20 protein-coding genes and 3 rRNA genes are annotated in these 26,579 nt (G+C 56.9%); 20 read left to right on the top strand and 3 right to left on the bottom strand.

Annotated features, from left to right (window positions below):
- Positions 1-38: 38 nt before the first annotated feature.
- From ftsZ to MTP36_RS12625, 3 genes are all read left to right on the top strand, one after another.
- Positions 39-1,214, top strand: a complete 1,176-nt coding sequence (gene ftsZ / locus MTP36_RS12635; RefSeq protein ID WP_055186827.1) for a cell division protein FtsZ — start codon at positions 39-41, stop codon at positions 1,212-1,214.
- 79 nt (positions 1,215-1,293) lie between these two features.
- Positions 1,294-1,851 carry a hypothetical protein gene (locus tag MTP36_RS12630; RefSeq protein ID WP_249251168.1) on the top strand — a complete coding sequence of 186 codons (558 nt, stop codon included), beginning with the start codon at positions 1,294-1,296 and terminating at the stop codon, positions 1,849-1,851.
- 448 nt (positions 1,852-2,299) lie between these two features.
- Positions 2,300-4,675, top strand: coding sequence for a diguanylate cyclase domain-containing protein (locus MTP36_RS12625; protein WP_249251167.1), 2,376 nt, complete (start codon positions 2,300-2,302; stop codon positions 4,673-4,675).
- Positions 4,676-4,747: 72 nt separating this feature from the next.
- On the opposite strand, the gene epsC is transcribed toward MTP36_RS12625, so the two are convergent.
- Positions 4,748-5,419 carry a serine O-acetyltransferase EpsC gene (epsC, locus tag MTP36_RS12620; RefSeq protein WP_097779311.1) on the bottom strand — a complete coding sequence of 224 codons (672 nt, stop codon included), beginning with the start codon at positions 5,417-5,419 and terminating at the stop codon, positions 4,748-4,750.
- Positions 5,420-5,546: 127 nt separating this feature from the next.
- Positions 5,547-5,861, bottom strand: a complete 315-nt coding sequence (locus MTP36_RS12615; protein ID WP_207657569.1) for a hypothetical protein — start codon at positions 5,859-5,861, stop codon at positions 5,547-5,549.
- Between the two features lie 26 nt (positions 5,862-5,887).
- Between MTP36_RS12615 and MTP36_RS12610 the strand changes: the two genes are divergently transcribed.
- The 17 genes from MTP36_RS12610 (at position 5,888) to MTP36_RS12530 (ending at position 25,178) form a co-directional block, all read left to right on the top strand.
- A complete protein-coding gene (locus MTP36_RS12610) occupies positions 5,888-7,078 on the top strand; it encodes a dihydroorotase (protein ID WP_097779312.1) in 1,191 nt (396 codons plus the stop codon).
- A 56-nt stretch (positions 7,079-7,134) separates the two neighbouring features.
- Positions 7,135-8,001, top strand: coding sequence for an orotidine-5'-phosphate decarboxylase (pyrF, locus tag MTP36_RS12605; protein WP_249251166.1), 867 nt, complete (start codon positions 7,135-7,137; stop codon positions 7,999-8,001).
- Positions 7,982-8,755, top strand: a complete 774-nt coding sequence (locus MTP36_RS12600) for a dihydroorotate dehydrogenase electron transfer subunit (RefSeq protein WP_249251165.1) — start codon at positions 7,982-7,984, stop codon at positions 8,753-8,755. Before pyrF ends, MTP36_RS12600 begins: the two co-directional genes overlap by 20 nt.
- On the top strand, positions 8,755-9,681 hold the full coding sequence (locus MTP36_RS12595; RefSeq protein WP_112091765.1) for a dihydroorotate dehydrogenase: 927 nt from the start codon (positions 8,755-8,757) through the stop codon (positions 9,679-9,681). Before MTP36_RS12600 ends, MTP36_RS12595 begins: the two co-directional genes overlap by 1 nt.
- A gap of 137 nt (positions 9,682-9,818) precedes the next feature.
- Positions 9,819-10,412 carry an orotate phosphoribosyltransferase gene (pyrE, locus tag MTP36_RS12590; protein ID WP_005920457.1) on the top strand — a complete coding sequence of 198 codons (594 nt, stop codon included), beginning with the start codon at positions 9,819-9,821 and terminating at the stop codon, positions 10,410-10,412.
- Positions 10,413-10,443: 31 nt separating this feature from the next.
- Positions 10,444-11,550 carry a carbamoyl phosphate synthase small subunit gene (locus MTP36_RS12585; RefSeq protein WP_249251164.1) on the top strand — a complete coding sequence of 369 codons (1,107 nt, stop codon included), beginning with the start codon at positions 10,444-10,446 and terminating at the stop codon, positions 11,548-11,550.
- A 1-nt stretch (position 11,551) separates the two neighbouring features.
- Positions 11,552-14,803: a carbamoyl-phosphate synthase large subunit gene (gene carB / locus MTP36_RS12580; RefSeq protein WP_249251163.1), complete on the top strand. Its 3,252-nt coding sequence runs from the start codon at positions 11,552-11,554 to the stop codon at positions 14,801-14,803.
- A gap of 215 nt (positions 14,804-15,018) precedes the next feature.
- Complete coding sequence (locus tag MTP36_RS12575; RefSeq protein WP_005920451.1) at positions 15,019-15,321, top strand: HU family DNA-binding protein; 303 nt, start codon at positions 15,019-15,021, stop codon at positions 15,319-15,321.
- 129 nt (positions 15,322-15,450) lie between these two features.
- Positions 15,451-16,638: a DEAD/DEAH box helicase gene (locus MTP36_RS12570; protein ID WP_015537546.1), complete on the top strand. Its 1,188-nt coding sequence runs from the start codon at positions 15,451-15,453 to the stop codon at positions 16,636-16,638.
- Between the two features lie 110 nt (positions 16,639-16,748).
- Entirely contained in the window at positions 16,749-17,402 is a 654-nt protein-coding gene (locus tag MTP36_RS12565; RefSeq protein ID WP_249251162.1) for a MerR family transcriptional regulator, read from the top strand.
- A complete protein-coding gene (locus MTP36_RS12560) occupies positions 17,383-17,694 on the top strand; it encodes a heavy metal-binding domain-containing protein (RefSeq protein WP_005920073.1) in 312 nt (103 codons plus the stop codon). Before MTP36_RS12565 ends, MTP36_RS12560 begins: the two co-directional genes overlap by 20 nt.
- Entirely contained in the window at positions 17,691-18,599 is a 909-nt protein-coding gene (locus MTP36_RS12555) for a CPBP family intramembrane glutamic endopeptidase (RefSeq protein WP_249251161.1), read from the top strand. Before MTP36_RS12560 ends, MTP36_RS12555 begins: the two co-directional genes overlap by 4 nt.
- 561 nt (positions 18,600-19,160) lie before the next feature.
- Positions 19,161-20,671 (top strand): 16S ribosomal RNA (locus tag MTP36_RS12550).
- Positions 20,672-20,941: 270 nt separating this feature from the next.
- Positions 20,942-23,776 (top strand): 23S ribosomal RNA (locus MTP36_RS12545).
- A gap of 125 nt (positions 23,777-23,901) precedes the next feature.
- A 5S ribosomal RNA gene (gene rrf / locus MTP36_RS12540) occupies positions 23,902-24,018 on the top strand.
- Together the 16S, 23S and 5S rRNA genes form the textbook arrangement of a ribosomal RNA operon.
- A 166-nt stretch (positions 24,019-24,184) precedes the next feature.
- On the top strand, positions 24,185-24,517 hold the full coding sequence (locus MTP36_RS12535; protein WP_005925528.1) for a PadR family transcriptional regulator: 333 nt from the start codon (positions 24,185-24,187) through the stop codon (positions 24,515-24,517).
- Positions 24,510-25,178, top strand: coding sequence for a hypothetical protein (locus MTP36_RS12530; protein ID WP_249251160.1), 669 nt, complete (start codon positions 24,510-24,512; stop codon positions 25,176-25,178). Before MTP36_RS12535 ends, MTP36_RS12530 begins: the two co-directional genes overlap by 8 nt.
- A 92-nt stretch (positions 25,179-25,270) precedes the next feature.
- Here MTP36_RS12530 and fba read toward each other — a convergent pair whose 3' ends face one another.
- Complete coding sequence (gene fba / locus MTP36_RS12525; protein WP_005920439.1) at positions 25,271-26,134, bottom strand: class II fructose-1,6-bisphosphate aldolase; 864 nt, start codon at positions 26,132-26,134, stop codon at positions 25,271-25,273.
- Positions 26,135-26,579: the final 445 nt, after the last annotated feature.

Genomic DNA, 26,579 nt, shown 5'->3' with positions numbered 1-26,579 from the left:
GCGCAGTTCCACATAAAAATCCGATGGAGGACAAAGTTATGGCATTGATGCTCGATGAAGAACTGGACGAGAACGTTACGACGATCAAGGTGATCGGTGTGGGCGGCGGCGGCGGCAACGCCGTGAACCGCATGGTGAGCGATGGCCTGCAGGGCGTGGAGTTCATCGCAATGAATACTGACCAGCAGGCACTGGCTAAGAACCATGCCTCGGTCAAGGTGCAGCTGGGTTCCAAGCTGACCAAGGGTCGTGGTGCGGGTGCAGACCCGGAGATCGGCCAGCGCGCCGCTGAAGAAAGCAAGGACGAGATCGCCAACGCCCTCAAGGGCTCCCAGATGGTCTTTATCACCGCCGGTATGGGCGGCGGCACCGGCACCGGTGCAGCACCCGTTGTGGCCGAGGTGGCACACGACTTGGGCATTCTGACCGTTGGCATCGTTACCAAGCCCTTCTCCTTTGAGGGCAAGCGTAAGATGGGGCTGGCCGAGCAGGGCATTGCCAACCTGCTGATGCACGTTGACAGCCTGATCGTCATCCCCAACGAGCGCCTGAAGATGATCAGTCAGGAAAAAATCACCCTGATGAACGCCTTCCAGGCCGCCGATAACGTGCTGCGTCAGGGCGTGGAGTCCATCTCTGCCCTGATCAATGTGCCCGCCTTCATCAATCTGGACTTTGCCGATGTGCGCTCCATCATGAAGGATGCCGGCTACGCCCACATGGGCGTGGGCAGCGCCAAGGGTGCAGGCAAGGCCGAGAACGCCGCCAAGGCTGCAATCTCCAGCCCGCTGCTGGAGACCAGCATTGCCGGTGCGCACGGCGTTATCATCAACATCACCTCCAGCCCGGACATCGGTCTGGAGGACGTGGAGACCGCCGCAGGCCTCATTACCCAGAGCGCACATCCCGATGCAAACATTATCTGGGGTACTGCCTTTGATGAGAACCTGTCCGATGAGATGCGCGTGACCGTTGTGGCCACCGGCTTTGACAACAAGAGCGCCAGCGACCTGCGCAACAGCATCAACAACGCCATGGGCGGTGCACAGTCTGTGCCGTCTGCGGTGTTCAGCAGCGACACCGGCGCAGCCGCAGCCCCGGCAAGCAATGCCGCACCGGCTGCTGCCCCGGCTGAAAAGAAGGCCGTGGAAGAGGAAAGCAGCGATAACCGTTACTACGATGAGCTGCTGGCTATTCTGAACAAGCGGAAGTAATTACAGGCTACAATGGGGCTGGCAGCTGCGCCCATGCGGTCAGCGCAAGCCCCGTGCAAGGTGTGCATGGGAGGGCATCATGGTGCAGACAGAGCGGGAGACCGGTGCCCTGCGCGGACAATTTGCCCGGCAGGCTGCTGTACAGGCATCTGCCGCAGCACAGGCGGAAAGCGCCCGGGCGCAGGCAGAGCAGCTGAGCCGCAAGCTGGCTGCGGCACGCGCCGAGGTGCGCCGGTACCAGACCCGGATGTTCGCCTTTGAGCGCACCCTGCTTGCCCTCAAGCACGAGAATGCAGAGCTGGAAGCCGCCTGTGAGCAGGCGCGGGAGCAGCTGGAACAGGCCAATGCCCGGGCAGAACAGGCTGAGGCCGCCTGCCGCAGAGCGGAAGCTGCTCTTGCTGCCATGCAGCAGACTGCCCAGGAAGCACCCGTGCAGCCGGATACAGCCCCCGAGATTGAGCCGCAATGCGAGGCTGCACCGGAACAGCCTGTACCGGAGACGGAAGAGACTCTCTGTGCCCCGGAACAGGCGCTGCCCCCGGAGCCCGCACAGCCTGCATGGCAGCCGGAGACCCGGCTGGAGCAGATGGCTGCGGAACTGATGGGTTGGTTCGATGCCATGATGCCCCAAGAATGAATCTTAAAAGGACTGTTGCGTGTTTTGCGCAGCAGTCCTTTTTCTTTCTGCGTGGGACGATTTAAAATGCGCTCTGCTTTGCTTTGCGCATTGTCAGAGGAAAGTAGATTTATATTTCGCGGCTGCCGCGCTCTGCGGAGCGCGGCAACCGCATTTTCACAGAAAGGGCTGTAACGACAAACGGCTTGCTTTTGAACAACGTTTGCAAAGGGTACTGTAAAAATTGGATTGCATTTATACAGCCGGGAATGAGAACGTTTGCAGAAAATACCGGAAAATGGCAGAAATGTTGCACGCATCCTTGCATTTTGCTGTAAAATCCAGTAAAGTATAAATGAACGCAATAAAGCGGATGCCGGGGAAAGCCCGCTGCATTCGATTAGTGCGGACGGTACACCCGGAACAAAGCCGGAGCAGATGGATGCGCCGCAAAAGGAGAAACATGGCCATGAACGAGAAACCGAAGATCCTGATCGCGGATGATTCCGAGATCAACCGTGCCCTGCTCAAGGAGATACTGGGCGATGGCTATGACTATCTGGAAGCAGAGGACGGCGCAGCGGCAGTGGAACTGATGCGGCAACGCACGGATATCTCTCTGTTGCTGCTGGACCTGATGATGCCCGGCATGGACGGCTTTGATGTGCTGCGGGTGATGAAGTACCACGCATGGCTGGACGAGATCCCGGTCATCGTCATCTCGGCGGCAGAGGACACCGCCAACATCGAGCGCGCCTACGATCTGGGGGTAACGGACTATATCCGCCGTCCCTTCGAGCGGATCATGGTGCTGCGCCGGGTGAAGAATGTCCTCATGCTGTACGCCAAGCAAAAGCGGCTCACCCGCCTTGTCACCGATCAGGTGTACGAAAAAGAACACAACAGCGTGCTGATGATCAGCATCCTGAGCCATGTGGTGGAGTTCCGCAACAGCGAGAGCGGGCTGCATGTTCTGCACATCCGCACCCTGACCGACCTGCTTTTGCACCGGCTGGTGCAAAAGACCGATCGTTATCAGCTGGACGAAAGCGATATCGCCCGCATCAGCACCGCCTCGGCGCTGCACGATATCGGCAAGATCGTCATCCCGGAGGAGATCCTGAACAAGCCCGGACGCCTGACCGCCGAAGAGTTTGCCATTATCAAGAACCATACCGTGGCGGGTGCGCAGATGCTGCAGGATCTGGGACAGTCCATTGCCCGGGACGAGCCGCTGTTGCAGGTGGCGCACGCCATCTGTCGCTGGCATCATGAGCGCTGGGACGGCAATGGCTACCCTGACCGGCTGAAAGGGGACGAGATCCCCATTGCGGCGCAGGTGGTGGCGCTGGCGGACGTGTACGACGCCCTGACCAGCGAGCGCTGCTATAAGCACGCTTACGACCACGACACCGCGCTGCGCATGATATTGAACGGCGAGTGCGGCGCTTTTAACCCGCTGCTGCTGGACTGCCTGCAAAAGTCCTCGGAGCAGCTGCGCACCGAGCTGACCCGCTCGGAGTGGGACCGCGGCTTCCGGCAGGAGACCCACCGCCTTTCGGAGGAGATTTTGCACCGGGAGGCGCTGCCCCGGGAGAACCACTCTCAGCTGCTGCTGGAACAGGAAAAGGAACGCACGGATTTCTACGCCGCCCAGTGCGGCGGCATCCGGTTCGACTACGACCTGCTGGCAGGCAGCGTGACCGTGTATGACTACCATGCCGAGCCCTTGCAGCAAAAAACGGTGACCGATTTTGCACAGGGCAGGGGACTTGGCTTTTTGAACGAGCAGGATCAGCGCAAGCTTTCCAAGGCTATCAGCCGCGCCACGCCGGAAGCACCGGACGTGGTGCTGCCGGTCATGGTGGAGCGGAACGGGGAGCCGCGATTGCACCGGATGGCGCTGCACACCATCTGGAGCGGTGCCGGGGTGCGCCGCTGCGTGAACGTGCTGGGGCAGCTCACCGATGAACAGCACCGCGTGGAGCATCAGGCAGAGCTGCTGACTGCGACCGACCCGGAAGAGGATCCCGCCCAGTTTCTGCGGCGGCTGCAGGGCATCTTTGATGTGGTGCGTCTGGTAGACCCGGAGCACCGCAAGGTGCTTGCGCTGGACAGCGACGGCATCCTGACCGAAAAGCCCGGCAACTGCCACATGGTATGGAACCGGGATACCCGGTGCGAAAACTGCATCTCGGCCAAAGCCTACGCCCGCAAGACCATTCTGAATAAGATCGAGTTCAAGGACGAGGAAGCCTATTTTGTCATTTCCAAGTACATCGAGGTAGGCGGCAGGGGCTGTATGCTGGAAATGGTCACCCGGCTGACGGATGGCCGCTGGCTGGATATGGGCGGCCACCGGCTGTTGCTGGACCGCTGCGATGGAATGGAACGCAGCGCCTTCGTAGACCCTCTGACCGGGGCCTACACCCGCCGCTATTTTGATAAGTTCCTTGCCGGGGGCGAGATGCACGGCGGTGTAGCGATGATCGATGTGAACCAGTTCAAGTCGGTCAACGACAGCTTTGGGCATCTGGTGGGGGACGAGGCGCTGCAAACCGTGGCCGCAGCCATGCAAAGCTGCTTGCGCCAGACCGATATTCTGATCCGCTACGGCGGCGATGAATTTTTGCTGCTGATGCCCCAGAACTGCCCTGACGGCGTAGAAAGCGTCATCCGGCGGGTGCAGAACGCTGTGCAGGCGGCACGGGTGCCCAGCCACCCGGAGCTCCGGCTTTCGGTAAGCATTGGCGGCGTGTGCAATGTGCAGCCCCTGACCGAGGCTATCCGGCAGGCCGATGCCCGGATGTACTGCAATAAAGAAAACGGTGAGCAGGTGTTATAGCAGCTGACAACAAAAAAGAGACAGGCGACCCTTTCCGGGAAGCCTGTCTCCTCTTTTTATCAAAAGGATCTTTTATTTCCGCTGCCGGGCGGCGATCTGCGCGGCAGTGGGTGGAATATCGCCCTGCGCCGCTTTTTCCAGCTGGCTCAGGCGGCGATCCAGATCGGTGAGCCGCTGCGAGACGATGTCCGGCAGATCCTGCTGGTCCAGATCGTCGGCAGGGTTCACCGCCTTGTTGTTGATGCGCACCACCTCGGCGGGCACGCCCACGGCGGTGCAGTTGGCGGGCAGGTTGCGCAGAACCACGCTGCCCGCACCGATGCGGGCGTTATCTCCGATGAACACCGGGCCCAGCACCTTGGTGCCCGCGCCGATAAGCACATTGTTGCCCAAGGTGGGGTGGCGTTTGCCGGTATCTTTGCCGGTGCCGCCCAGCGTTACTCCGTGGTAGATGGTGCAGTTATCCCCGATCTCGCAGGTCTCGCCGAACACGATGCCCATGCCATGGTCGATGAACAGACACTTGCCGATGGTGGCACCCGGGTGGATCTCGATGCCGGTGCGGTGGCGGCCATGTTGGCTGACCCATCGTGCCAGAAAAAAGTGCTTGTGCTCGTACAGCCAGTGCGCAATGCGGTGGTACACCAGAATGTGGAATCCCGGGTACAGCAGCATTACCTCCAGCACGCTGCGTGCGGCGGGGTCCTTGCGCTGGATGTTCCGCGCGTCCTCAAGTAAACCCATGCGGAAAACCTCTCTTTCCCATAAACACCCGCCCACGCGGCGGGGCTCTCCCTTTTACCGTATTATAATAGCACAGCAGGAGACGAAAGTACAGTGCCGCGCTAGGGATTGTGGAACAAAATGGCATTTATTTTGCCGCATGACCCGGGTTTTGGGTAGAGTATCCAAAATTCGGCGAGAGATACCAGAAACCTTTTAGCACCTGTTTTTGCGCGCAGCCATTGACATATTTTGCGGTTCTATGATAAAATAATACGAATGAAAACGCAACCATCATAAAAAGGAGAAACACCATGCTGTGCAGCGCCCAGAACCCGAAACTGAACAAGCAGTTCGCGTCCGGTTTTGCCGTGGCTTCGTTGTTTCCTTTTTTTGCGCAATGAGCTTTTCCCTTTGCGGGGAAAAGTTTTTTTTTGCCCGTTTTCGGGCGTTTGATACACAAAAATACCATTACAGGAGGGAACCGCGATGCTGCTGACAAACGCTGTGAACACCGAGGGACGGCCGCTCGAGATCTATGTAAAGGATGGCAAAATCGCTGCCGTAGGGCAGGATCTTTCCGCCCTTGCCGCCGAGAACGAGACGGTGGTGGATGCCGGTGGGCTGACGGTGCTGCCCGCATTTGTGGACCTGCACTGCCACTGGCGCACCCCGGGCTTTGAGTACAAGGAGGACATCGAGACCGGCAGCCGCGCCGCCGCCGCCGGTGGTTACACCTTTGTAAACCTGATGCCCAACACCAAGCCCGTCTGCTCTTCCGCCGCACAGGCCATGATGGTGGAGCAGAAAGCCGCCGAGGTGGGGCTGTGCGATGCAAACCAGACCGTCTCCATCACCGAGAACTTTGACGGTGTGAGCATCGACCACCTCAAGACTCTGCCCGCCAGCGTGAAGTTCATCACCGAGGATGGCCACGGCGTGCAGGATAACGCCACCATGGCGCGGGCCTTTGCCATCTGCACCCAGAAGGACATCACGGTCATGAGCCACGCCGAGGATATGGAGATCAGCCCGTGGGACTACCGTCTGGCCGAGGACATCGAGACAGTGCGCAACTGCTGGCTGAGCGAGTACTACCAGACCCGGCTGCACATGTGCCATGTGTCCACCCGGGGTGCGCTGGACGCCATCCGCACGGCAAAGCTGCGGGGCGCACCCGTCACCTGTGAGGTGACCCCCCACCACCTGTGGTTCACCAACGACACCTGCGACTACCGGGTCAACCCGCCCATCCGCACCGCCGATGACGTGGAGGCACTGGTGGAGGGCATCCGCACCGGCATCGTTGACGCCATTGCCACAGACCATGCACCCCACTCCGAAGAGGATAAGCTGAAGGGCATGGCCGGTATGGTGGGCAGCGAGACCGCCTTCGGCGTGTGCTACACTAAGCTCTGCAAGCAGGAGGGTCTGCCGCTGGAGCTGCTGGTGCATCTGATGAGCACCCGCCCCGCCGAGATTTTGGGCCTTGCCAAGGGTCAGCTGGAGCCGGGCTTCGATGCCGATTTTGTGCTGGTGGATCTGGACACTCCCTACACGGTGGAAAAGGAAAAGCTGCACTCCAAGAGCCACAACACTCCCTTTGACGGTGCACAGCTCTACGGCAAGGTGTTTGCCACCATCAAGGCCGGTAAGATCACCTATCAGGCCGAGGAGTAAAACCCATAGTTACAATTTATTTTCTATAAATACGACTTATACAGGAGGACACCCAAATGACGAACATGGACAAACTGTACGAAGCTGTGGAAGCCCGCGGCCCGGTGTGCGTGGGTCTGGACACCGATTTCAGCTACCTGCCCGCCGACTTTGTGGACAGCACCCTGACCAAGGGCGAGAACATCGTGCGCTTCAACAAGAAGCTCATTGATGCCACCAAGGCTGTGGCCGGCTGCTACAAGGTGCAGATCGCTTATTATGAGTCTCTGGGCATGGAGGGCATGAAGGCCTACGCCGACACCCTGAAGGCTGTGCGCGAGGCCGGTGTGCCGGTGATCGCGGACATCAAGCGCGGCGACATTGCCAAGACTGCCGAGATGTACGCCATGGGTCACTTTACCGGTGATTTCGAGAGTGATTTCGTCACGCTGGCACCCTACATGGGTCTGGACTCCATCAGCCCCTATCTGCCCTATGCTGAGAAGCAGGGCAAGGGTATGTTCGTGCTCTGCCGCACCTCCAACGGCGGCGCCAAGGACTTTGAGTACGAGAAGCTGGCCGACGGCCGCCACGTCTACGATCTGGTGGGCGACAAGCTGAACGCGCTGGGCAAGGACTATATGGGCGAGCACGGCTACTCCTCCATCGGTCTGGTCATCGGCGGTACCCACATCGAGGAGGCCACCGAGATCCGCGCAAAGTATCAGGACAGCTTCTTCCTGATCCCCGGCTACGGCGCACAGGGCGGCAAGGCCGAGGATATCGCTCAGTACCTCACCAAGGGCAACGGGGGCGTGGTCAACTCCAGCCGCGGCATCCTGCTGGCTTACAAAAAGCAGCCGGGCGTTGTCTTTGACGAGGCCGCTTACAACGAGTGTGTGAACATGAAGGAGGCCATTGCTCATGCGTGCAGCCTGCTGTGAAGCCACCGTCCTGCGCAATGAGGTCATTGCCCCGGACATCCGCCTGCTGACCGTGGTGTGGCCGGACCGCGACCATGCCCCCCACGCAGGCCAGTTCTTCACCCTGCGCTCCTGGGGCGCAGACGAAGCCCCCTTCCTGTCCCGCCCCATCAGCGTGCACCGCTGGAACCCGGACAGCAGCACCATCGAGTTTTTGTATCAGGTGGTGGGCGAGGGCACCGAGAAGCTGGCACAGCTCAAGCAGCAGGATACCTTCCAGCTCACCGGCCCCATGGGCAACGGCTTTGATGTGCCGGACATCCTGAGCAAGTACAAAAAGATCGCCGTGGTGGGCGGCGGCATCGGCACTGCACCCATGTTCCAGCTTACCCGCGAGCTGGCCGCTGCCGGAGTAAAGCCGGATGTGTTCTTCGGCTTCCGCGATACCCCCTACTGCATGGAGGAGTACCGCAGCATCGCAAACCTCGTCAAGGTGTCCACCGACACCGGCGCGGTGGGCTTCCACGGCTTTGTCACCCAGCTGTATGACCCCGCCGATTACGATGTGGTGCTGGTGTGCGGCCCCACCGTGATGATGAAGAACGCCGCCCGCCTGTGTGCCGAAAAAGGCACCCCCTGCTTTGTGAGCATGGAAAAGAAGATGGCCTGCGGCATTGGCGCCTGCCTTGGCTGCACCTGCGAGACCAAGAGCGGCGAGGGCAAAAGCGTGTGCAAGAACGGCCCTGTATTTGACGCAACGGAGGTGTTCTTCTGATGGCAGACCTGAAAACCAACCTGCTGGGTTTTGTGATGAACAGCCCGGTCATCGGCGCATCCGGCACCGTGGGCTACGGTGTGGAGTACGAGGAACTGGCCGATTTTGCAAAGATCGGCGGCATCTCCGGCAAGGGGCTTACCCTGCACGGCCAGTACGGCAACAAGGGCGAGCGCCTGTGGGAGACCCCCTCCGGCCTCATCAACAGCATCGGCCTGCAGAACCCCGGCGTGCAGCACTTTATTGACGTGGAGCTGCCCGAGATGCTGGAACTGAAGCAGAAATACGGCACGGTGGCCATTGCAAACCTTGGCGGCCACAGCGAGGAGGAGTATGTGGAAGGCGCTGCCATGCTGAGCGAGAGCGCAGTGGACATTGTGGAGCTGAACATCTCCTGCCCCAACGTCAAGGTGGGCGGCATGGCCTACGGCGTGAAAGCCGAAGCTGCCGGGGAAGTGGTGCGCATGGTGCGCGCTGCCTGCAAAAAGCCCCTGATGGTCAAGCTGAGCCCGCAGGCCGAGAATATCCCCGAGATGTGCAAGGCTGTGGAGGCTGCCGGTGCGGACGCCATCAGCCTGACCAACACCTTCCAGGCCTGCGCCATTGACTTGGAAAAGCGCCGCCCGGTGTTCAACAACATCTTTGCCGGTCTGTCCGGCCCGGCGGTGCGCCCCATCGCCCTGCGCATGGTTTGGCAGGCCGTGGGTGCGGTGAACATCCCGGTGGTGGGTCTGGGCGGCATTGCAACCGGCCGTGACGCACTGGAGTTCATCATGGCAGGTGCCGCCGCAGTGCAGGTGGGCGCGGCAAACTTTGCAAACCCCCGCGCGATGGAGACCATTGCCGATGAGATGGCAGCATGGATGGACAAAAACGGCGTGAAAACGCTGGACGAGATCCGCGGCTGCGCACGTCATGCAGAATAAAAACTGATATATCCATAAAATATCTACAATTATGCGCATAAAATAAAACTTAACGCATAAATTTGCAAATGCCGTAAAAGCGTGGTACAATACCACCCAAAGGAATATACACCACTGAAAAGAGAGGGAGAAGTACAATGAGTGAAGCACTTGAAATTCTGAAGAGCTGTGACGCATTTCTGGAGGGTCACTTCCTGCTGTCCTCCGGCCGGCACTCCGGCGCATACTGCCAGATGGCTTATCTGCAGCAGTACCCGGACCGCTGCGCCGAGGTGATGAAGGCTGTGGCCGACAAGGTCAAGGAGATGGATGTGGACGTCATCGTCGGCCCTGCCATGGGCGGCATCGTGTACGCCTACGAGCTGGCCCGCCAGACCGGCAAGCGCGCGATCTTTACCGAGCGCGTGGACAACGTGATGTGCCTGAAGCGTTTTGCCATCCATCCGGGTGAAAAGTGCATCATCGCAGAGGACGTGGTGACCACCGGCATCTCCTCTCTGGAGACCAAGCGCGTCATCGAAGAGGCCGGCGGCATCTGCCTTGGCATCACCTGCGTGGTGGACCGCACCAAGCCCGAGGCTCCGTCTCCCATCCCCATTCTGGCCAGCGCCCTGAAGCTGGACCTGCCCAACTATACCCCGGAGGAGTGCCCCATCTGCAAGGAGGGCAAGCTGCCGCTGGTGCATCTGGGCAGCCGCAAGATGAAGCAGGAAGCAAAGCAGACCCTGTAAACTGAAAGCTTTTGTTGAAACGAGGAAAACTATGAACGCATATCTTCTTTTGGCAAACGGCATGGTCTTTGCCGGACAGTCCGTGGGCGCGCAGGGCGTGACCGTGGGCGAGGTGGTGTTCTCCACTGGCATGGTGGGCTTTCAGGAGACCCTGACCGACCCCAGCTACTATGGCCAGATCATCACCCAGACCTATCCCCTCATTGGCAACTACGGCATGAACCACGATGACATGGAGTCCGACCGCATTTGGGCAAAGGGCTACATCGTGCGCGAAGCCTGCACCACCCCCTCCAACTGGCGCTGTGAGGAGACGCTGGACAGCTTTTTGAAAAAGAACAATACCATCGGCATCGAGGGCATCGACACCCGCCACCTGACCCGCATCATCCGGGAGAGCGGCGTGATGAACGGCGCCATCCTGACCACCTTTGACCCCGCCGACCCGGTCAATAAGGCCGAGACCGAGGCACTGCTGGCTGAGATCCGCGCCTACGCCGTGACCGACGCCGTGAAGAACGTGACCTGCGCCGCACCCGAGGTGTTCAACCCGGAAGGCGAGACCCATATCGTGCTGATGCACTACGGCTGCAAGCGCAACATCGTGCGCTGCCTTGTCAAGCGCGGCTGCAAGGTGACCGTGATGCCCGCCTTTGCAACGGCAGAGCAGATCAAGGCCCTTGCCCCGGACGGCATCATGCTGTCCAACGGCCCCGGCGACCCCGCCGAGCCGGTGGAGATCATCGAGAACCTCAAGCACATCTTTGCGTTGAACATCCCCACCTTCGGCATCTGTCTGGGTCACCAGCTGTCCGCACTGGCAGCCGGTGCCAAGACCATGAAGCTGAAGTACGGTCACCGCGGTGCCAACCAGCCTGTGACCGACTTTGAGTCCGGCCGCACCTTTATCACCAGCCAGAACCACGGCTACGCGGTCGTGGGCGAGGAGCTGCCCGCCGAGATGGGCGAGGTGGCACAGGTGAATGCCAACGACGGCACCTGCGAGGGCATCAAGTACAAAAAGTGGAACTGCTTTACCGTGCAGTTCCACCCGGAAGCAAACGGCGGCCCCAAGGACACCGAATTCCTGTTCGACCGCTTCCTGAACAACGTCAAAGCAGCAAAGGAGGCACGCTGAAATGCCGAAGGACCCCAGAATCAAAAAGGTGCTGGTCATTGGCTCCGGCCCTATCATCATTGGTCAGGCTGCGGAGTTTGACTACTCCGGCACACAGGCCTGCCGCGCCCTGAAAGCAGAGGGCATCGAGACTGTTCTGCTGAACTCTAACCCCGCTACCATCATGACCGACCCGGACGTGGCCGACCATGTGTATATCGAGCCCATGACGCTGGAAGTCGTGGAGCGTATTCTGGACATTGAAAAGCCGGACTCCGTGCTGCCCAACCTCGGCGGTCAGATAGGTCTGAACCTGTCCATGGAGCTGGCACGCTCCGGCTATCTGGACCGCACCGGCATCCGTCTGCTGGCCTGCAAGCCTGAGACCATCGACCGTGCCGAGGATCGTGAGCTGTTCAAGGAGACCATGGAAAAGCTGCACCAGCCCATCATCCCCTCTGAGGTGGTGGAGACGCTGCAGGACGCACTGGACTGCGCCGACCGCATCGGCTACCCGGTCATCGTGCGCCCGGCCTTTACCATGGGCGGCACCGGCGGCGGCATCTGCGAGACCCGCGAAAAGCTGATCGAGATCGGCACCAACGGCCTGCGCCTTTCTCCCATCCATCAGATTTTGGTGGAAAAGTGCATCGCCGGCTGGAAAGAGATCGAGTACGAGGTGATGCGCGACCACAAGGGCAACGTGATCACCGTATGTAACATGGAGAACCTCGACCCCGTGGGTATCCACACCGGTGACTCGGTGGTCGTGGCTCCCTCCCAGACCCTGACCGACCACGAGTACCAGATGCTGCGTACCGCCGCACTGAATATCATCACCGAGCTGGGCATCGAGGGTGGCTGCAACTGCCAGTTCGCCCTGAAGCCGGACAGCTTCGACTACGCGGTCATCGAGGTCAACCCCCGTGTGTCCCGCTCCTCCGCGCTGGCTTCCAAGGCTACCGGCTACCCCATTGCCAAGGTGGCTACCAAGATCGCCATCGGCTACACGCTGGACGAGATCACCAACGATGTCACCGGCAAGACCTGCGCCTGCTTCGAGCCTGCGCTGGACTACATCGTGGTCAAGTACCCGAAGTGGCCCTTTGATAAGTTCGTCTACGCCGACAAGTCTCTGGGCACCCAGATGATGGCTACCGGCGAGGTGATGAGCATCGGCAACAGCTTCGAAGCTGCCATGATGAAGGCTGTTTCCTCCATTGAGCTGGGCATGGACACCCTGACCCACAAGCCCTTTGAGGAGCTGACCGACGAGGAAGTGGTGGAGCACATGCACGTTCAGGACGCCGAGCGCGTGTTCTGCGTGTACGAGGCACTGAAGCGCGGCATCGACCACAAGGTCATCTACGATATCACCAAGATCGATTGGTGGTTCCTTGATAAGATGCAGCATCTGGCAGATCTGGAAAAGGGTCTGGCACAGTGCAACGGCCAGCTGTCTCTGGAGCAGTACAAGACTGCCAAGAAGTACGGCTTCCAGGATAAGACCATCCGCCGTCTGGCACAGGTGGACACCCTGCCCGTGGAGAACTACCGCGCCGGCTTCAAGATGGTGGATACCTGCGCTGCCGAGTTCTCTGCCAACACCCCCTACTTCTACTCCACCTACGACGGCGACAACGAGGCTGCAAGCTTCATCGCCGAGAAGGAAGCCGAGACCGCTGCCAAGGGCGAGCCTAAAAAGAAGAAGGTTCTGGTCTTTGGCTCCGGCCCCATCCGTATCGGTCAGGGCATCGAGTTCGACTACTGCTCTGTGCACTGCGTATGGACGCTGAAAAAGAACGGCTGCGAGGCCATTCTGGTCAACAACAACCCCGAGACCGTTTCCACCGACTTTGATACCGGCGACCGTCTGTACTTCGACCCGCTGAACCCGGAGAGCGTGGACAACATCATTGCCACCGAAAAGCCGGATGCCTGCGTGGTGCAGTTCGGCGGACAGACCGCCATCAAGCTGGCCAAGCACATGGACGAGATCGGTCTGCCCATTCTGGGCACCCCGGCGGACGCCATCGACGAGGCCGAGGATCGCGAGCGTTTTGACGAGCTGCTGGAGCGCTGCAACATCCCCCGCGCCCCGGGCCGCACCGTGTTCAATCTGGACGAGGCTCTGGCCGCTGCCGAGGAGATCGGCCTGCCGGTGCTGATGCGTCCCTCCTATGTGCTGGGCGGTCAGAACATGATCGTGGCCTACAACAAGGCGGATATCATCGAGTACATGGGCGTTATCACCGAGCACGTCGATATGGATCACCCGGTGCTGCTGGATAAGTACATCATGGGTACCGAGTGCGAGGTGGACGCCATCTGCGACGGCGAAAACTTCCTGATCCCCGGCATCATGGAGCAGGTGGAGCGCACCGGCGTGCACTCCGGCGACTCCATCTGTGTCTACCCGGCACAGCACCTGACGCAGGACGAGATCGACACCATGGTGGACTATACCGGCCGCTTTGCCCGCGAGTTGCACGTCACCGGTCTGGTCAACGTGCAGTACGCCGTCTCCCATGGCCGTGTGTATGTCATCGAGGTGAACCCCCGCTCCTCCCGTACCGTGCCTTACATCTCCAAGGTCACCGGCGTGCCCATGGTGGATATGGCCGTGCGCTGCTGCTTGGGCGAGAAACTGACGGATATGGGCTACGGTACCGGTCTGCACCCCAACGCCCCCTATGTGGCGGTAAAGGTACCCGTGTTCAGCTTTGAAAAGCTGCACGCCGTGGATACCCAGTTCGGCCCCGAGATGAAGTCCACCGGCGAGGTGCTGGGTATTGCGCCCAATTACCACGACGCCCTGCTCAAGGGTCTGATCGGTGCAGGCTATACCTTCAAGACCCCCGGCCCGGGCAGCTGCTGCATCTTCACCGTGAAGGACAGCGACAAGCCCGAGTTCGTGGATATTGCATGGAAGCTGAAGGATATGGGCTATAAGCTCTACGGTACCTCCGGCACCTGTGCATGGCTCAACAAGCACATGGTTCCCTGCAACGAGGTGCGCAACATCTCCGGCGAGGCGCCCAACATCGTGGATCTGCTGCAGAGCGGTCTGGTGGACTATGTGTTCTCCACCAGCGCCAAGGGTCGTGACCCCCGGCGCGATTCCGTCCGCCTGCGCCGTAAGGCCGTGGAGCTGAGCATCCCCTGCATCACCGCAGTGGATACTGCCGCCTCTCTGGTGGACTGCCTGCGCAGCGAGCACAGTCTGGCAAACATCCCGCTGGTGGATATCGCCACTCTGTACCGCAGCAAATAAGCCCTGAGACCCGCATAAAATAGTTCTGTACAGCGCCTGCCGAAACGGTGGGCGCTGTATTTGTGCGGGGTGCACGGAACTAAATATAGTTCGTGTGCAATAAGGTACATTTCGTGCGCAATCCATCGAAAACAGTACGAGAAATATGTTATACTCAACAACGCAAAATTTGCCAAAAGACGTTACTTTTGGACATTCCAGGAGGATATCGATACATGACCCGTTCCCAGATGATCGAAACCGTGGCACGCAAGACCGGCTTTACCGAAGCTCAGGTCGAGACCACGATGGATGCAATGTTTGACCAGATCGCGGACTGCCTGCGCGCTGACGAAAAGGTGACCATCGCCGGCTTTGGCCGCTTTGAGATGCGTCCCCGCAAGCCGAAGGCTTACACCAACCCCAAGACCAAGGTCTCCAGCCAGCTGGAGTCCACCTCCATCCCCGGCTTCAAGGCCAGCGGTCGCTTCAAGCAGAAGCTGGAGGCCGGCAAGAAGAGCGTGGAAGAGACCGCCTGATCCTGCACACTGAGAACCGTACCCGTGACCCCGGGTGCGGTTCTTTTTGTTTCTCTGCTGACAAGCGCGGCATTTCATGCTATACTTGTTGCAACGAGAAAAAACGCCACAAAGAACGGAGTTGTCCAAATGCTTTACAGCGAGTTGCAGTGCAGCGAAGCCATCCACAAGGCCGTGGAACGCATGGGCTTTGCCGAAATGACCGAGATTCAGGAAAAGACCATCCCCCTCATGCTGGCCGGGCATGATGTTATTGCCAAGGCACCCACCGGCACCGGCAAGACCTGTGCCTTCGGTATCCCGGTGGTGGAGCATATCCAGCCGGAAAACAAATACCCGCAGGCCGTTATCATGGCACCCACCCGGGAGCTTGCCCAGCAGATCGCGGAGGAGCTGACCAACCTCACCTACTTTATGCCAGAGGTGCAGGTGGCGTGCGTATACGGCGGTGCCAATATGGAAAAGCAGGCAAAGCGTCTGGCCGAGGGCTGCCAGATCGTGGTAGCCACCCCGGGACGGCTGATGGATCACTACAAGCACCACAGTATTGATATCTCCCATGTGACCCAGATCGTGCTGGACGAAGCCGATGAAATGTTGAATATGGGCTTTTATAAGGATGTGCGCCACATCATCGAGATGATGAAGGCGCGCAAGGCGCTGTCCATGTTCTCCGCCACTATCAGCCGCGAGGTGATGGATATCGGCTGGCTGTACCAGCACAACGCCGAGGAGATCACCGTGCAGCCCCGGGAGGAAAGCCAGCCCAAGATCACCCAGTATATGCTGGAGACCTCCGGCCGTAACAAGCTGTCGGATCTGGCACAGATCATCATCGGCGAGGGCTACAAGCGGGTGATGGTGTTCTGCGATACCAAGTTCAACACCGCCACACTGGCAAACCAGCTGGCACGGCTGGGCTTCTCGGTGGACTGCCTGCACGGCGACCTCTCCCAGAAGGAGCGCAACCAGATCATGCAGGCTTTCCGGGACGGCAAGCTGGCCATTCTGGTGGCTACGGACGTTGCCGCCCGCGGCATTGACGTCTCGGATGTGGATGCTGTCATCAACTATGATGTGCCCAGCGAGAACGAGCACTACACCCACCGCATCGGCCGCACCGGCCGCGCCAAAAAAGAGGGCGTGAGCTACCTGTTCTATGTGCCGGAGGAAAAGAAGCGCGTGCAGGAACTGCTGCGCCTGACCCGCAATACCGACCTGTGCACCCCGGTGCACTTCGACTTCAACCACGAGCATATCGTGGTAGAGAAAAAGCAGGACAACGCCGACCGTTTCCAGATCAAGTGCTATTTTTAAAGGAAGGAACTGCTGTACAAGGTTGTGCGGCGGCTCTTTTTTGCAAAAAGGCTTGACCTTCCCCTTTGTGGAAGGTGTAGAATACTCCCGTAAGGAGGGGGTCGTGACCCATGAAGATCAACGAAGTGGAAGCCGCCGTCGGCGTGACCAAAAAGAACATCCGCTTTTACGAGGAGGAGGGGCTCATCAGTCCCAGCCGGGAGCCGGGCAACGGCTACCGCAGCTACTCGCAGGCGGATGTGGAGCGCCTGCGCCGCATCAAGCTGCTGCGTAAGCTGGACGTGCCGCTGGCAGAGATCCGGGAGATGCTGGAAGGGCAGCGCACGCTGGCCGAGGGCATGAGCCGGCAGCTGGAACGTCTGCGCAGCCGCCGCGCCGACTTGGAAGAAGCAATCGGTTTCTGCACGCTGCTCCAACAGGAGAACGGCCCTCTGGAACAACTGGATGTGGAGCAGACGCTGGCGCGTCTGACCGCACGGGAAGAACAGGGAGTGACTTTTGTGAACATTGAACGGACTGACCAAAAGACCCGCCGCATCCGGGGTGCCTGCATCGGTGCCGCCCTTTTTATGACCATGATGGCTTTTGTAATGGCGATCATGGGCTGGGCAATCTACACCGACCCGCAGGATGCCCCGCCGCTACCGCTGCTGGTGGTGATGTTCGGCATCCCGGCGGGCTGCATCGTAGGCACCCTGAAGGTGCTGCTGGATCGGATCGAAGAGATCGGAAAGGGAGAAGAAGATGCTTATCGTAACTATTAACGAGATTCCGGGCAAAAAACTGGAAGCGCTGGGCGTGGTGCGGGGCAGCACGGTGCAGAGCCGCAACCTTGGCCACGATATGATGGCCGGTTTCCGCACCCTTGTGGGCGGGGAGGTGACCGACTACGCCGATATGCTCACCGAAGCCCGGCAGATCGCCACCGGACGCATGGTCAAGGACGCTGAAAGCCTTGGCGCAGATGCCATTGTGGGCATGCGGTACGCCTCTGCCAGCGTCATGCAGGGCGCGGCAGAGGTCATAGCTTACGGAACGGCGGTGAAGTTTGTATGACAGTAAAAGAAAAACAGGGCTTCGGCCTGTACTTCCTGCTTGCCTTCGGCATGGCATGGCTGTGTCAGGTCGGCGGCTGCATGGCACTATTGCAGCAGAATAATGCGGTGCTGTATCAGCTGGCGCTCATCGTTACCATGTTCTGCCCGCTGCTGGCTGTACTGCTGGTGCAAAAGGCATTTCTGCGCCAGCCCACCGGCATCGGCTGGAAGGTGCAGGGCAAGCGGCGGTTCTGGCTGGCGGCATGGTTCGGCCCGGCGGTGCTCACCCTGCTGGGTGCGGTGCTGTATTTTGCCGTATTCCCCTCCCGGCTGGACTTTTCCGGCAGCTGGCTGGTAGCCGCCTACGGCGGCGAGATGGACGCGCAGACCCTGCGCAGCCAGCTGGGCGTTTCCACCCTCAGCTATCTGCTGCAAAACGGTCTGTTTGCGGTGCTCCTTGCCCCGGCTATCAATATGTTCCCCGCGCTGGGCGAGGAGGTCGGCTGGCGCGGCTACATGATGCCCCGCCTGAAAGAGCGGTTTGGTCTACTGAACGGCCGTCTGCTGGGCGGTGTTGTATGGGGTGTCTGGCACTGGCCGCTGATGCTGCTGGTAGGCTACGAGTACGGTACCAACTATCTGGGCGCACCCCTGCTGGGGCTGGTGGTATGGTGCGTGGTCTGCTTTGCCCTCAACACTCTGCTGGACTGGCTCTACGAAAAGACCGGCTGCATCTGGGTGCCGGCCATCGCACACGGTGCGTTCAATGCCATTGCAGCATTGCCGCAGGTGCTGGTCACCCCGGCAGACGCTTATTATAATGTACTGGGCCCCATGCCCATTGGACTGATCGCTGCGCTGCCGATGCTGGCAGCAGCAGTCTGGCTGACCCTGCGGGAGATGAAGCAGGAAGAAAAGAACTGAATCCCAAGGCAACAGCCGCTGCACTTTTTGTGCGGCGGCTGTTTTTGCGCAGAAATGGTGGAAGAAAGGTCAAAACATCCCCTGAAACTGAACAAAAAACTGGATGATGTATACAAAGCGCAAAAAAAGGCGAAAAAAATGTAAAAAAGGCTTGCAAAAGTAGTTGCGGTATGATATTATATGTGAGCGCCAAGCGCTGAGACAAAAGAATGACTTCTGAAGTCCCAGCAGGAAGCCCTTGAAAAGAACCAATGAACGTTCGAATGTTCCGGTTAGCACCGAGAAACTGCTGAGCGATTTAAGTTCGGAAAACTTCAAAAGCTTCTCAAAAAAGTGCTTGACAAAAAACCGCTTCTGTGGTAAAATAATCAAGTCGTCAGCCGCAAGGCTGCGGCGCACAGGACCTTGAAAATTGAACAATATCGAAAGAACTTGTAACGGAACCTATATTCGTGTTGGAAAAACACGGTAAACAATTCCAAACAAAGGTAATTCACACAGGACGCAAGCGATTGCGTGCTGAGCGAAACAAGATTTAACACTTTTAAGTGATAAATATCATTTATAAAGAGTTTGATCCTGGCTCAGGACGAACGCTGGCGGCGCGCCTAACACATGCAAGTCGAACGAGCGAGAGAGAGCTTGCTTTCTTGAGCGAGTGGCGAACGGGTGAGTAACGCGTGAGGAACCTGCCTCAAAGAGGGGGACAACAGTTGGAAACGACTGCTAATACCGCATAAGCCCACGGCTCGGCATCGAGCAGAGGGAAAAGGAGCAATCCGCTTTGAGATGGCCTCGCGTCCGATTAGCTAGTTGGTGAGGTAATGGCCCACCAAGGCGACGATCGGTAGCCGGACTGAGAGGTTGAACGGCCACATTGGGACTGAGACACGGCCCAGACTCCTACGGGAGGCAGCAGTGGGGAATATTGCACAATGGGGGAAACCCTGATGCAGCGACGCCGCGTGGAGGAAGAAGGTCTTCGGATTGTAAACTCCTGTTGTTGAGGAAGATAATGACGGTACTCAACAAGGAAGTGACGGCTAACTACGTGCCAGCAGCCGCGGTAAAACGTAGGTCACAAGCGTTGTCCGGAATTACTGGGTGTAAAGGGAGCGCAGGCGGGAAGACAAGTTGGAAGTGAAATCCATGGGCTCAACCCATGAACTGCTTTCAAAACTGTTTTTCTTGAGTAGTGCAGAGGTAGGCGGAATTCCCGGTGTAGCGGTGGAATGCGTAGATATCGGGAGGAACACCAGTGGCGAAGGCGGCCTACTGGGCACCAACTGACGCTGAGGCTCGAAAGTGTGGGTAGCAAACAGGATTAGATACCCTGGTAGTCCACACTGTAAACGATGATTACTAGGTGTTGGAGGATTGACCCCTTCAGTGCCGCAGTTAACACAATAAGTAATCCACCTGGGGAGTACGACCGCAAGGTTGAAACTCAAAGGAATTGACGGGGGCCCGCACAAGCAGTGGAGTATGTGGTTTAATTCGACGCAACGCGAAGAACCTTACCAAGTCTTGACATCCTGCGACGCACATAGAAATATGTGTTTCCTTCGGGACGCAGAGACAGGTGGTGCATGGTTGTCGTCAGCTCGTGTCGTGAGATGTTGGGTTAAGTCCCGCAACGAGCGCAACCCTTATGGTCAGTTACTACGCAAGAGGACTCTGGCCAGACTGCCGTTGACAAAACGGAGGAAGGTGGGGATGACGTCAAATCATCATGCCCTTTATGACTTGGGCTACACACGTACTACAATGGCGTTAAACAAAGAGAAGCAAGACCGCGAGGTGGAGCAAAACTCAGAAACAACGTCCCAGTTCGGACTGCAGGCTGCAACTCGCCTGCACGAAGTCGGAATTGCTAGTAATCGCAGATCAGCATGCTGCGGTGAATACGTTCCCGGGCCTTGTACACACCGCCCGTCACACCATGAGAGCCGGGGGGACCCGAAGTCGGTAGTCTAACCGCAAGGAGGACGCCGCCGAAGGTAAAACTGGTGATTGGGGTGAAGTCGTAACAAGGTAGCCGTAGGAGAACCTGCGGCTGGATCACCTCCTTTCTAAGGAGTCAGGCAATGACAGAGCATCTAAGATGGTCGGTCATTGGAACAGGTGACAAGTTAAAGTTTAAGTAGATATTGTTCGATTTTGAGGGCCCTGAAAAGGACACTCAAAGACGTACCTTGAAAACTGAATAATAACTGCGAAACAAAGATTATAGTAAGTTCTTTTTTAAGAAATATTACAATTTCAAAAGGAAGGGTAACAATAATCTTCGTTGGCAAGAGAGAATCAAGAGGATACCAAATGTTCCAAAAGAACGTTTGAAAGGTCAAGCGAACAAGGGCGCAGGGCGAATGCCTTGGCACTGGGAGCCGATGAAAGACGTGATAAGCTGCGATAAGCTTCGGGGAGCTGCAAATAAGCATTGATCCGGAGATTTCTGAATGAGGAAACTCACTTGGGTTCATACTCAGGTACGTTATACTGAACTTAAAAATAGGTATATCGAGGGAACCGCCTGAACTGAAACATCTAAGTAGGGCGAGGAAGAGACATCAAACGAGATTCCGTAAGTAGTGGCGAGCGAACGCGGAAGAGGGCAAACCGGGAGTAGAAATACTTCCGGGGTACGGACTGCTTTTAGGACTTAATCTGTTAACCGAACGGCATGGGAAGGCCGGTCAGAGAGTGTGAGAACCACGTAGGTGAAAACGGAGAGAGCTGCGCAGGATCCAGAGTACGGCCAGACACGTGAAACCTGGTCGGAATATGGGGGGACCACCCTCCAACCCTAAATACTACCCAGTGACCGATAGCGTATAGTACTGTGAAGGAAAGGTGAAAAGCACCCCGGGAGGGGAGTGAAAAAGAACCTGAAACCCTGTGCCTACAAGCACCTAGAGCACGTCAAAGTGTGATAGGGTACTTTTTGTAGAACGGTCCGGCGAGCGATTGTATGCAGCAAGGTTAAGGACTTAAGGTCTGGAGCCGAAGCGAAAGCGAGTTTGAAAAGGGCGTTAAGTTGCATACAATGGGCCCGAAACCGGGTGACCTACCCATGGTCAGGTTGAAGTGGAAGTAAAATTCCATGGAGGACCGAACCGACCTCCGTTGAAAAGGCGGCGGATGAACTGTGGGTAGCGGAGAAATTCCAATCGAACCCGGAGATAGCTGGTTCTCCCCGAAATAGTTTTAGGACTAGCCTCAAGTTAGATACCTGGAGGTAAAGCACTGAATAGCCTAGCGGCCGAGAGGTTAGCGAAGCTTATCAAACTCAGAATGCCAGAGTATTGATGCTTGGGAGTCAGACAGTGTCAGATAAATGTCATTGTCAAAAGGGAAACAGCCCAGATCTACAGCTAAGGTCCCAAAGTCAGGTTAAGTGGAAAACGATGTGAAGATACGTAGACAACCAGGATGTTGGCTCAGAAGCAGCCACACATTCAAAGAGTGCGTAATAGCTCACTGGTCGAGCGTCTTTGCGCGGAGAATTTAACGGGGCTAAACCTGACACCGAAGCTTAGGCAATACAGCAATGTATTGGGTAGGGGAGCGTTGTATACGCGGTGAAACAGTAGCGCAAGCGGCTGTGGAGTGTATAGAAGTGAGAATGCCGGAATGAGTAGCGCGAATGCAGTGAGAATCTGCATGGCCGAAAGCCTCAGGTTTCTGGAGGAAGGTTCGTCCGCTCCAGGTTAGTCGGGAGCTAAGGTGAGGCCTAACGGCGTAGCCGATGCACAGACGGTAGAGATTCCGTCACCACCAAAAGAGTTAAACACAGGGACACATTTGAAGTCTCGGAGCCGGGTGTTGGTTCCGGTAGCGATCGAGGGAAGTTAGTACCGAAGTCCGGGATGGAAGATGGCGAGAAAAGCTGTGTGTATTTCTGCGGTGCCCGTACCGCAAACCGACACAGGTAGGTAGGAAGAAGATTCTAAGGCCAACGGGAGAAGGGTTGTTAAGGAACTCGGCAAATTGACCCCGTAACTTCGGGAGAAGGGGTGCTCCAGAGATGGAGCCGCAGAGAATCGGCCCAAGCAACTGTTTACCAAAAACACAGGTTTGTGCTAAATCGAAAGATGACGTATACGAGCTGACGCCTGCCCGGTGCTGGAAGGTTAAGAGGAGATGTGCAAGCATTGAATCGAAGCCCCAGTGAACGGCGGCCGTAACTATAACGGTCCTAAGGTAGCGAAATTCCTTGTCAGGTAAGTTCTGACCCGCATGAAAGGCGTAATGATTTGGGCACTGTCTCGACAGCCCGCCCGGCGAAATTGTAGTACCGGTGAAGATGCCGGTTACCCGCGACAAGACGGAAAGACCCCATGGAGCTTTACTGTAGCCTAATATTGGGTTTCGATGTTGCATGCACAGGATAGATGGGACACAGGGAAACAAGTGCTTTGGCATTTGTGGAGTGGCCGTTGGGATACCATCCTTGCGATATTGGAATTCTAACCTGCGCCTTTGAATCAAGGCGGGGGACATTGTTAGGTGGGCAGTTTGACTGGGGCGGTCGCCTCCTAAAGAGTAACGGAGGCGTTCAAAGGTTCGCTCAGCTTGAACGGAAATCAAGCAAAAGAGTGCAAACGCAGAAGCGAGCCTAACTGCGAGACTGACGGGTCGAGCAGTAACGAAAGTTGGAGTTAGTGATCCGGTGGTATGTGAGTGGAAATGCCATCGCTCAACGGATAAAAGTTACCCTGGGGATAACAGGCTGATCTCCCCCAAGAGTCCACATCGACGGGGAGGTTTGGCACCTCGATGTCGGCTCATCGCATCCTGGGGCTGTATTCGGTCCCAAGGGTTTGGCTGTTCGCCAATTAAAGCGGTACGCGAGCTGGGTTCAGAACGTCGTGAGACAGTTCGGTCCCTATCTGTCGTGGGCGCAGGATATTTGATGGGAGCTGTTCCTAGTACGAGAGGACCGGAGCGGACGTACCTCTGGCGCACCAGTTGTTCTGCCAAGGGCATAGCTGGGCAACTATGTACGGATCGGATAAACGCTGAAAGCATCTAAGCGTGAAGCCGACCCAAAGATAAGATATCCCATTGTTTCAAACAAGTAAGACCCCTTGAAGACTACAAGGTTGATAGGCATGATGTGTAAGTGGAGTGATCCATTCAGCAAGCATGTACTAATAGGTCGAGGGCTTGACCACAATTCGCTTGAGACTTTTAAGTCAACGAAAAAATGTCAGCAGTGATTATTCAGTTTTGAAGGCACGTCCTTCTAAAAATACTGGACAGATACGCAGAAATGTGTTATACTGATTCAGTCAAATCGGTCGGTGTCGATGACGGTAAGGTTCCACCTGTTCCCATTCCGAACACAGAAGTTAAGCTTACTTGTGCCGAAGATAGTTAGCTGGAAACGGCTTGTGAAAATAGGTAGTCGCCGACTTGAACAGAAAGCTCTGAGATGAAAGTCTCAGGGTTTTTTTGTTGCATAAAAATATGGCATGATTTTTGGTTGTAATGCCAATAGGTCAGGGCTTGACAGAAACACTACTATGTAATACAATGTAGATAAGCTACTACGCATTACATACTAGCGGAGAGGAGGACTTATGGAAAACAATGCACAACTTTTAAAGGGTGTTCTGGAATATTGTGTCCTGAAATTGATTGCGCAAGAGCCGACCTATGGCTATGAGATCGTGATGCATCTGAAACAGGTCGGATTTTCTGACTTGAGTGAAAGTACACTCTATCCGCTGCTATTGCGCTTGGAGCAGCAGGGAAAGGTTACGGTAGAACGCAGACCTTCTCCCAAGGGGCCGAGCCGAAAATACTACATTGTAACGGAAGAAGGGCGGCAGGCGCTTCTTGAGTTCCGGCAGGATTGGAGCCAGCTCTGCCAGCTGGTGAAAAAAATTTTTAAGGAGGAGCCAGATGAATAAGTATTTTGCATTGCGAAAAACAAACCGGATGCGTACTAAGCTGCTGACTGAAGAAAGTCGGGCACAGCTTAAAGAAGTGATTCGTTATCTTCGCCGGGTCAGCTGGGACTTCTGTGGTATCGAACTTGTGCGCAGCGATTTGCTTGATATTGCAATCCAAGCCAACAAGGAAAATCAGGAACTGTTTCATTCGATTTCGGACGCAAAGACCTTTGTGGAAGAGGTCAAGCCCAGCTTGAAAACACTGAGAGCCGGGGATTACTTCTGGTATGTTGCACCTCTGTATTTCTTTTTGGGGTGGGGCGTGGAAGGCTTGCTGCTCTATCCGGTAATTGGAAATTGGTTTTTTGAACTATCCGTAGGGTATCTGATGCAGCTTGCTGTTGCAGTGGCGGCGTTTTGCATACTGTTCCGCCGGATGATGGAGCAGGTAGGCTTTCCGCCGCGGGAGCATTGGCTGAAATATGCTGCATGGCTGATGCTTTATATCGTGATTCTGTATGGAACGGGCTGGTTCTTTACCCAGATCGCGGGTAAGATTGTACTGCTGCGGCTTCCGATTCTTAGCTATTCAGTCTTTTGCCTGCTTCTGGGTGCGGGACTGTATGCAATCCATTTCTGGCGATATGGAAAAGACCCACGTCTGAGTGCTCGCATATAAAATAAAAAGCGGCCCCGCTGCACTGTGCATAACAGTGCGGCGGGGCCGCATACTTTATTGGGTGGTGTACCGGTTACGATACAAGCCTCAGCTTAGCCCTTGCCTGCGCAGCCGAACAGCTCGATCTTCTCCTTGCACTTGGCCTCGATGGCCTTTGCGCCGGGAGCCAGCAGCTTGCGGGGGTCGAAGCCCTTGCCCTGCTGATCCTTGCCCTCTTCGATGTACTTACGGGTGGCCTCAGCAAACACCAGCTGGCACTCGGTGTTGATGTTGATCTTGGAAACGCCCAGGCTGATGGCCTTTGCGATCATCTCATCGGGGATGCCGGTGCCGCCGTGCAGAACCAGAGGAATGTTGTTGGTGGCCTTGTGGATGCGGTCCAGAGCCTCGAAGTCCAGACCCTTCCAGTTTGCGGGGTAGACGCCGTGGATGTTGCCGATGCCGGCAGCCAGGAAGTCGATGCCCAGAGCGGTGATCTTTGCGCACTCCTCGGGATCAGCGATCTCGCCAGCGCCTACAACGCCGTCCTCAACGCCGCCGATGGAGCCGACCTCGGCCTCGATGCTCATACCGTGAGCGTGTGCCAGAGCAACCAGCTCCTTGGTCTTTTCCACGTTCTCCTCGATGGAGTAGTGGCTGCCATCGAACATGATGGAAGAGAAACCGGCCTCAACGCAGGCCTTGCAGCCCTCGTAGGTGCCGTGGTCCAGATGCAGAGCGACGGGAACGGTGATGCCCATGGAATCGACCATGGCGCTGACCATAGCGGCAACAGTCTTGAAGCCGGTCATGTACTTACCTGCACCCTCGGAAACACCCAGAATGACGGGGCTCTTCATTTCCTCGCAGGCGGTCAGGACTGCCTTGGTCCACTCCAGATTATTGATGTTGAACTGCGGCACACCGTAGTGGCCATCGCGTGCCTTGAGCAGCATTTCGGTTGCATTTACCAACATTATTCATTACCTCCAAAAATTATCGGGGTTCCGGCTCTGCCACACACCGCATTGTGCATGGTTTAACAAGCCCACATGGTTAGTATACCCCAAACTGCGCCTAAAATCAATCCGAACAGGCGCTTTTTCTTGCATAGAGCTGCTGCGGAACGAGCACGGCACAAAGCAGCTCCAGCGGCTGCATCAGAAACTTATCGTGTTTAGAGACAAAAATCCATATACGCCGCAACATCTGCCTTGCGCTTGGATGAAGTGGGTTTTCAACGTATTTTAACATTCGTCAAAATGATGTTGGAGGAAATTGCAAAAACGGACAATTTCCGGTTCAAAAAATTGTCATAATTCCGACTTGAATTTTACAAATTGTAAGACTTTTGCTAAGATATGGGGGAAGCTGCTGTTGAAAACTCGGTGGAAACTGTTTAATTCCACCCGGAAAACAGGC

This window comes from Faecalibacterium sp. I4-1-79 (assembly GCF_023347235.1).
Classification (GTDB): domain Bacteria; phylum Bacillota; class Clostridia; order Oscillospirales; family Ruminococcaceae; genus Faecalibacterium; species Faecalibacterium tardum.
Note: the sequence above shows the minus strand (reverse complement) of the source record. Positions and strands in the feature narration are given on the sequence as shown.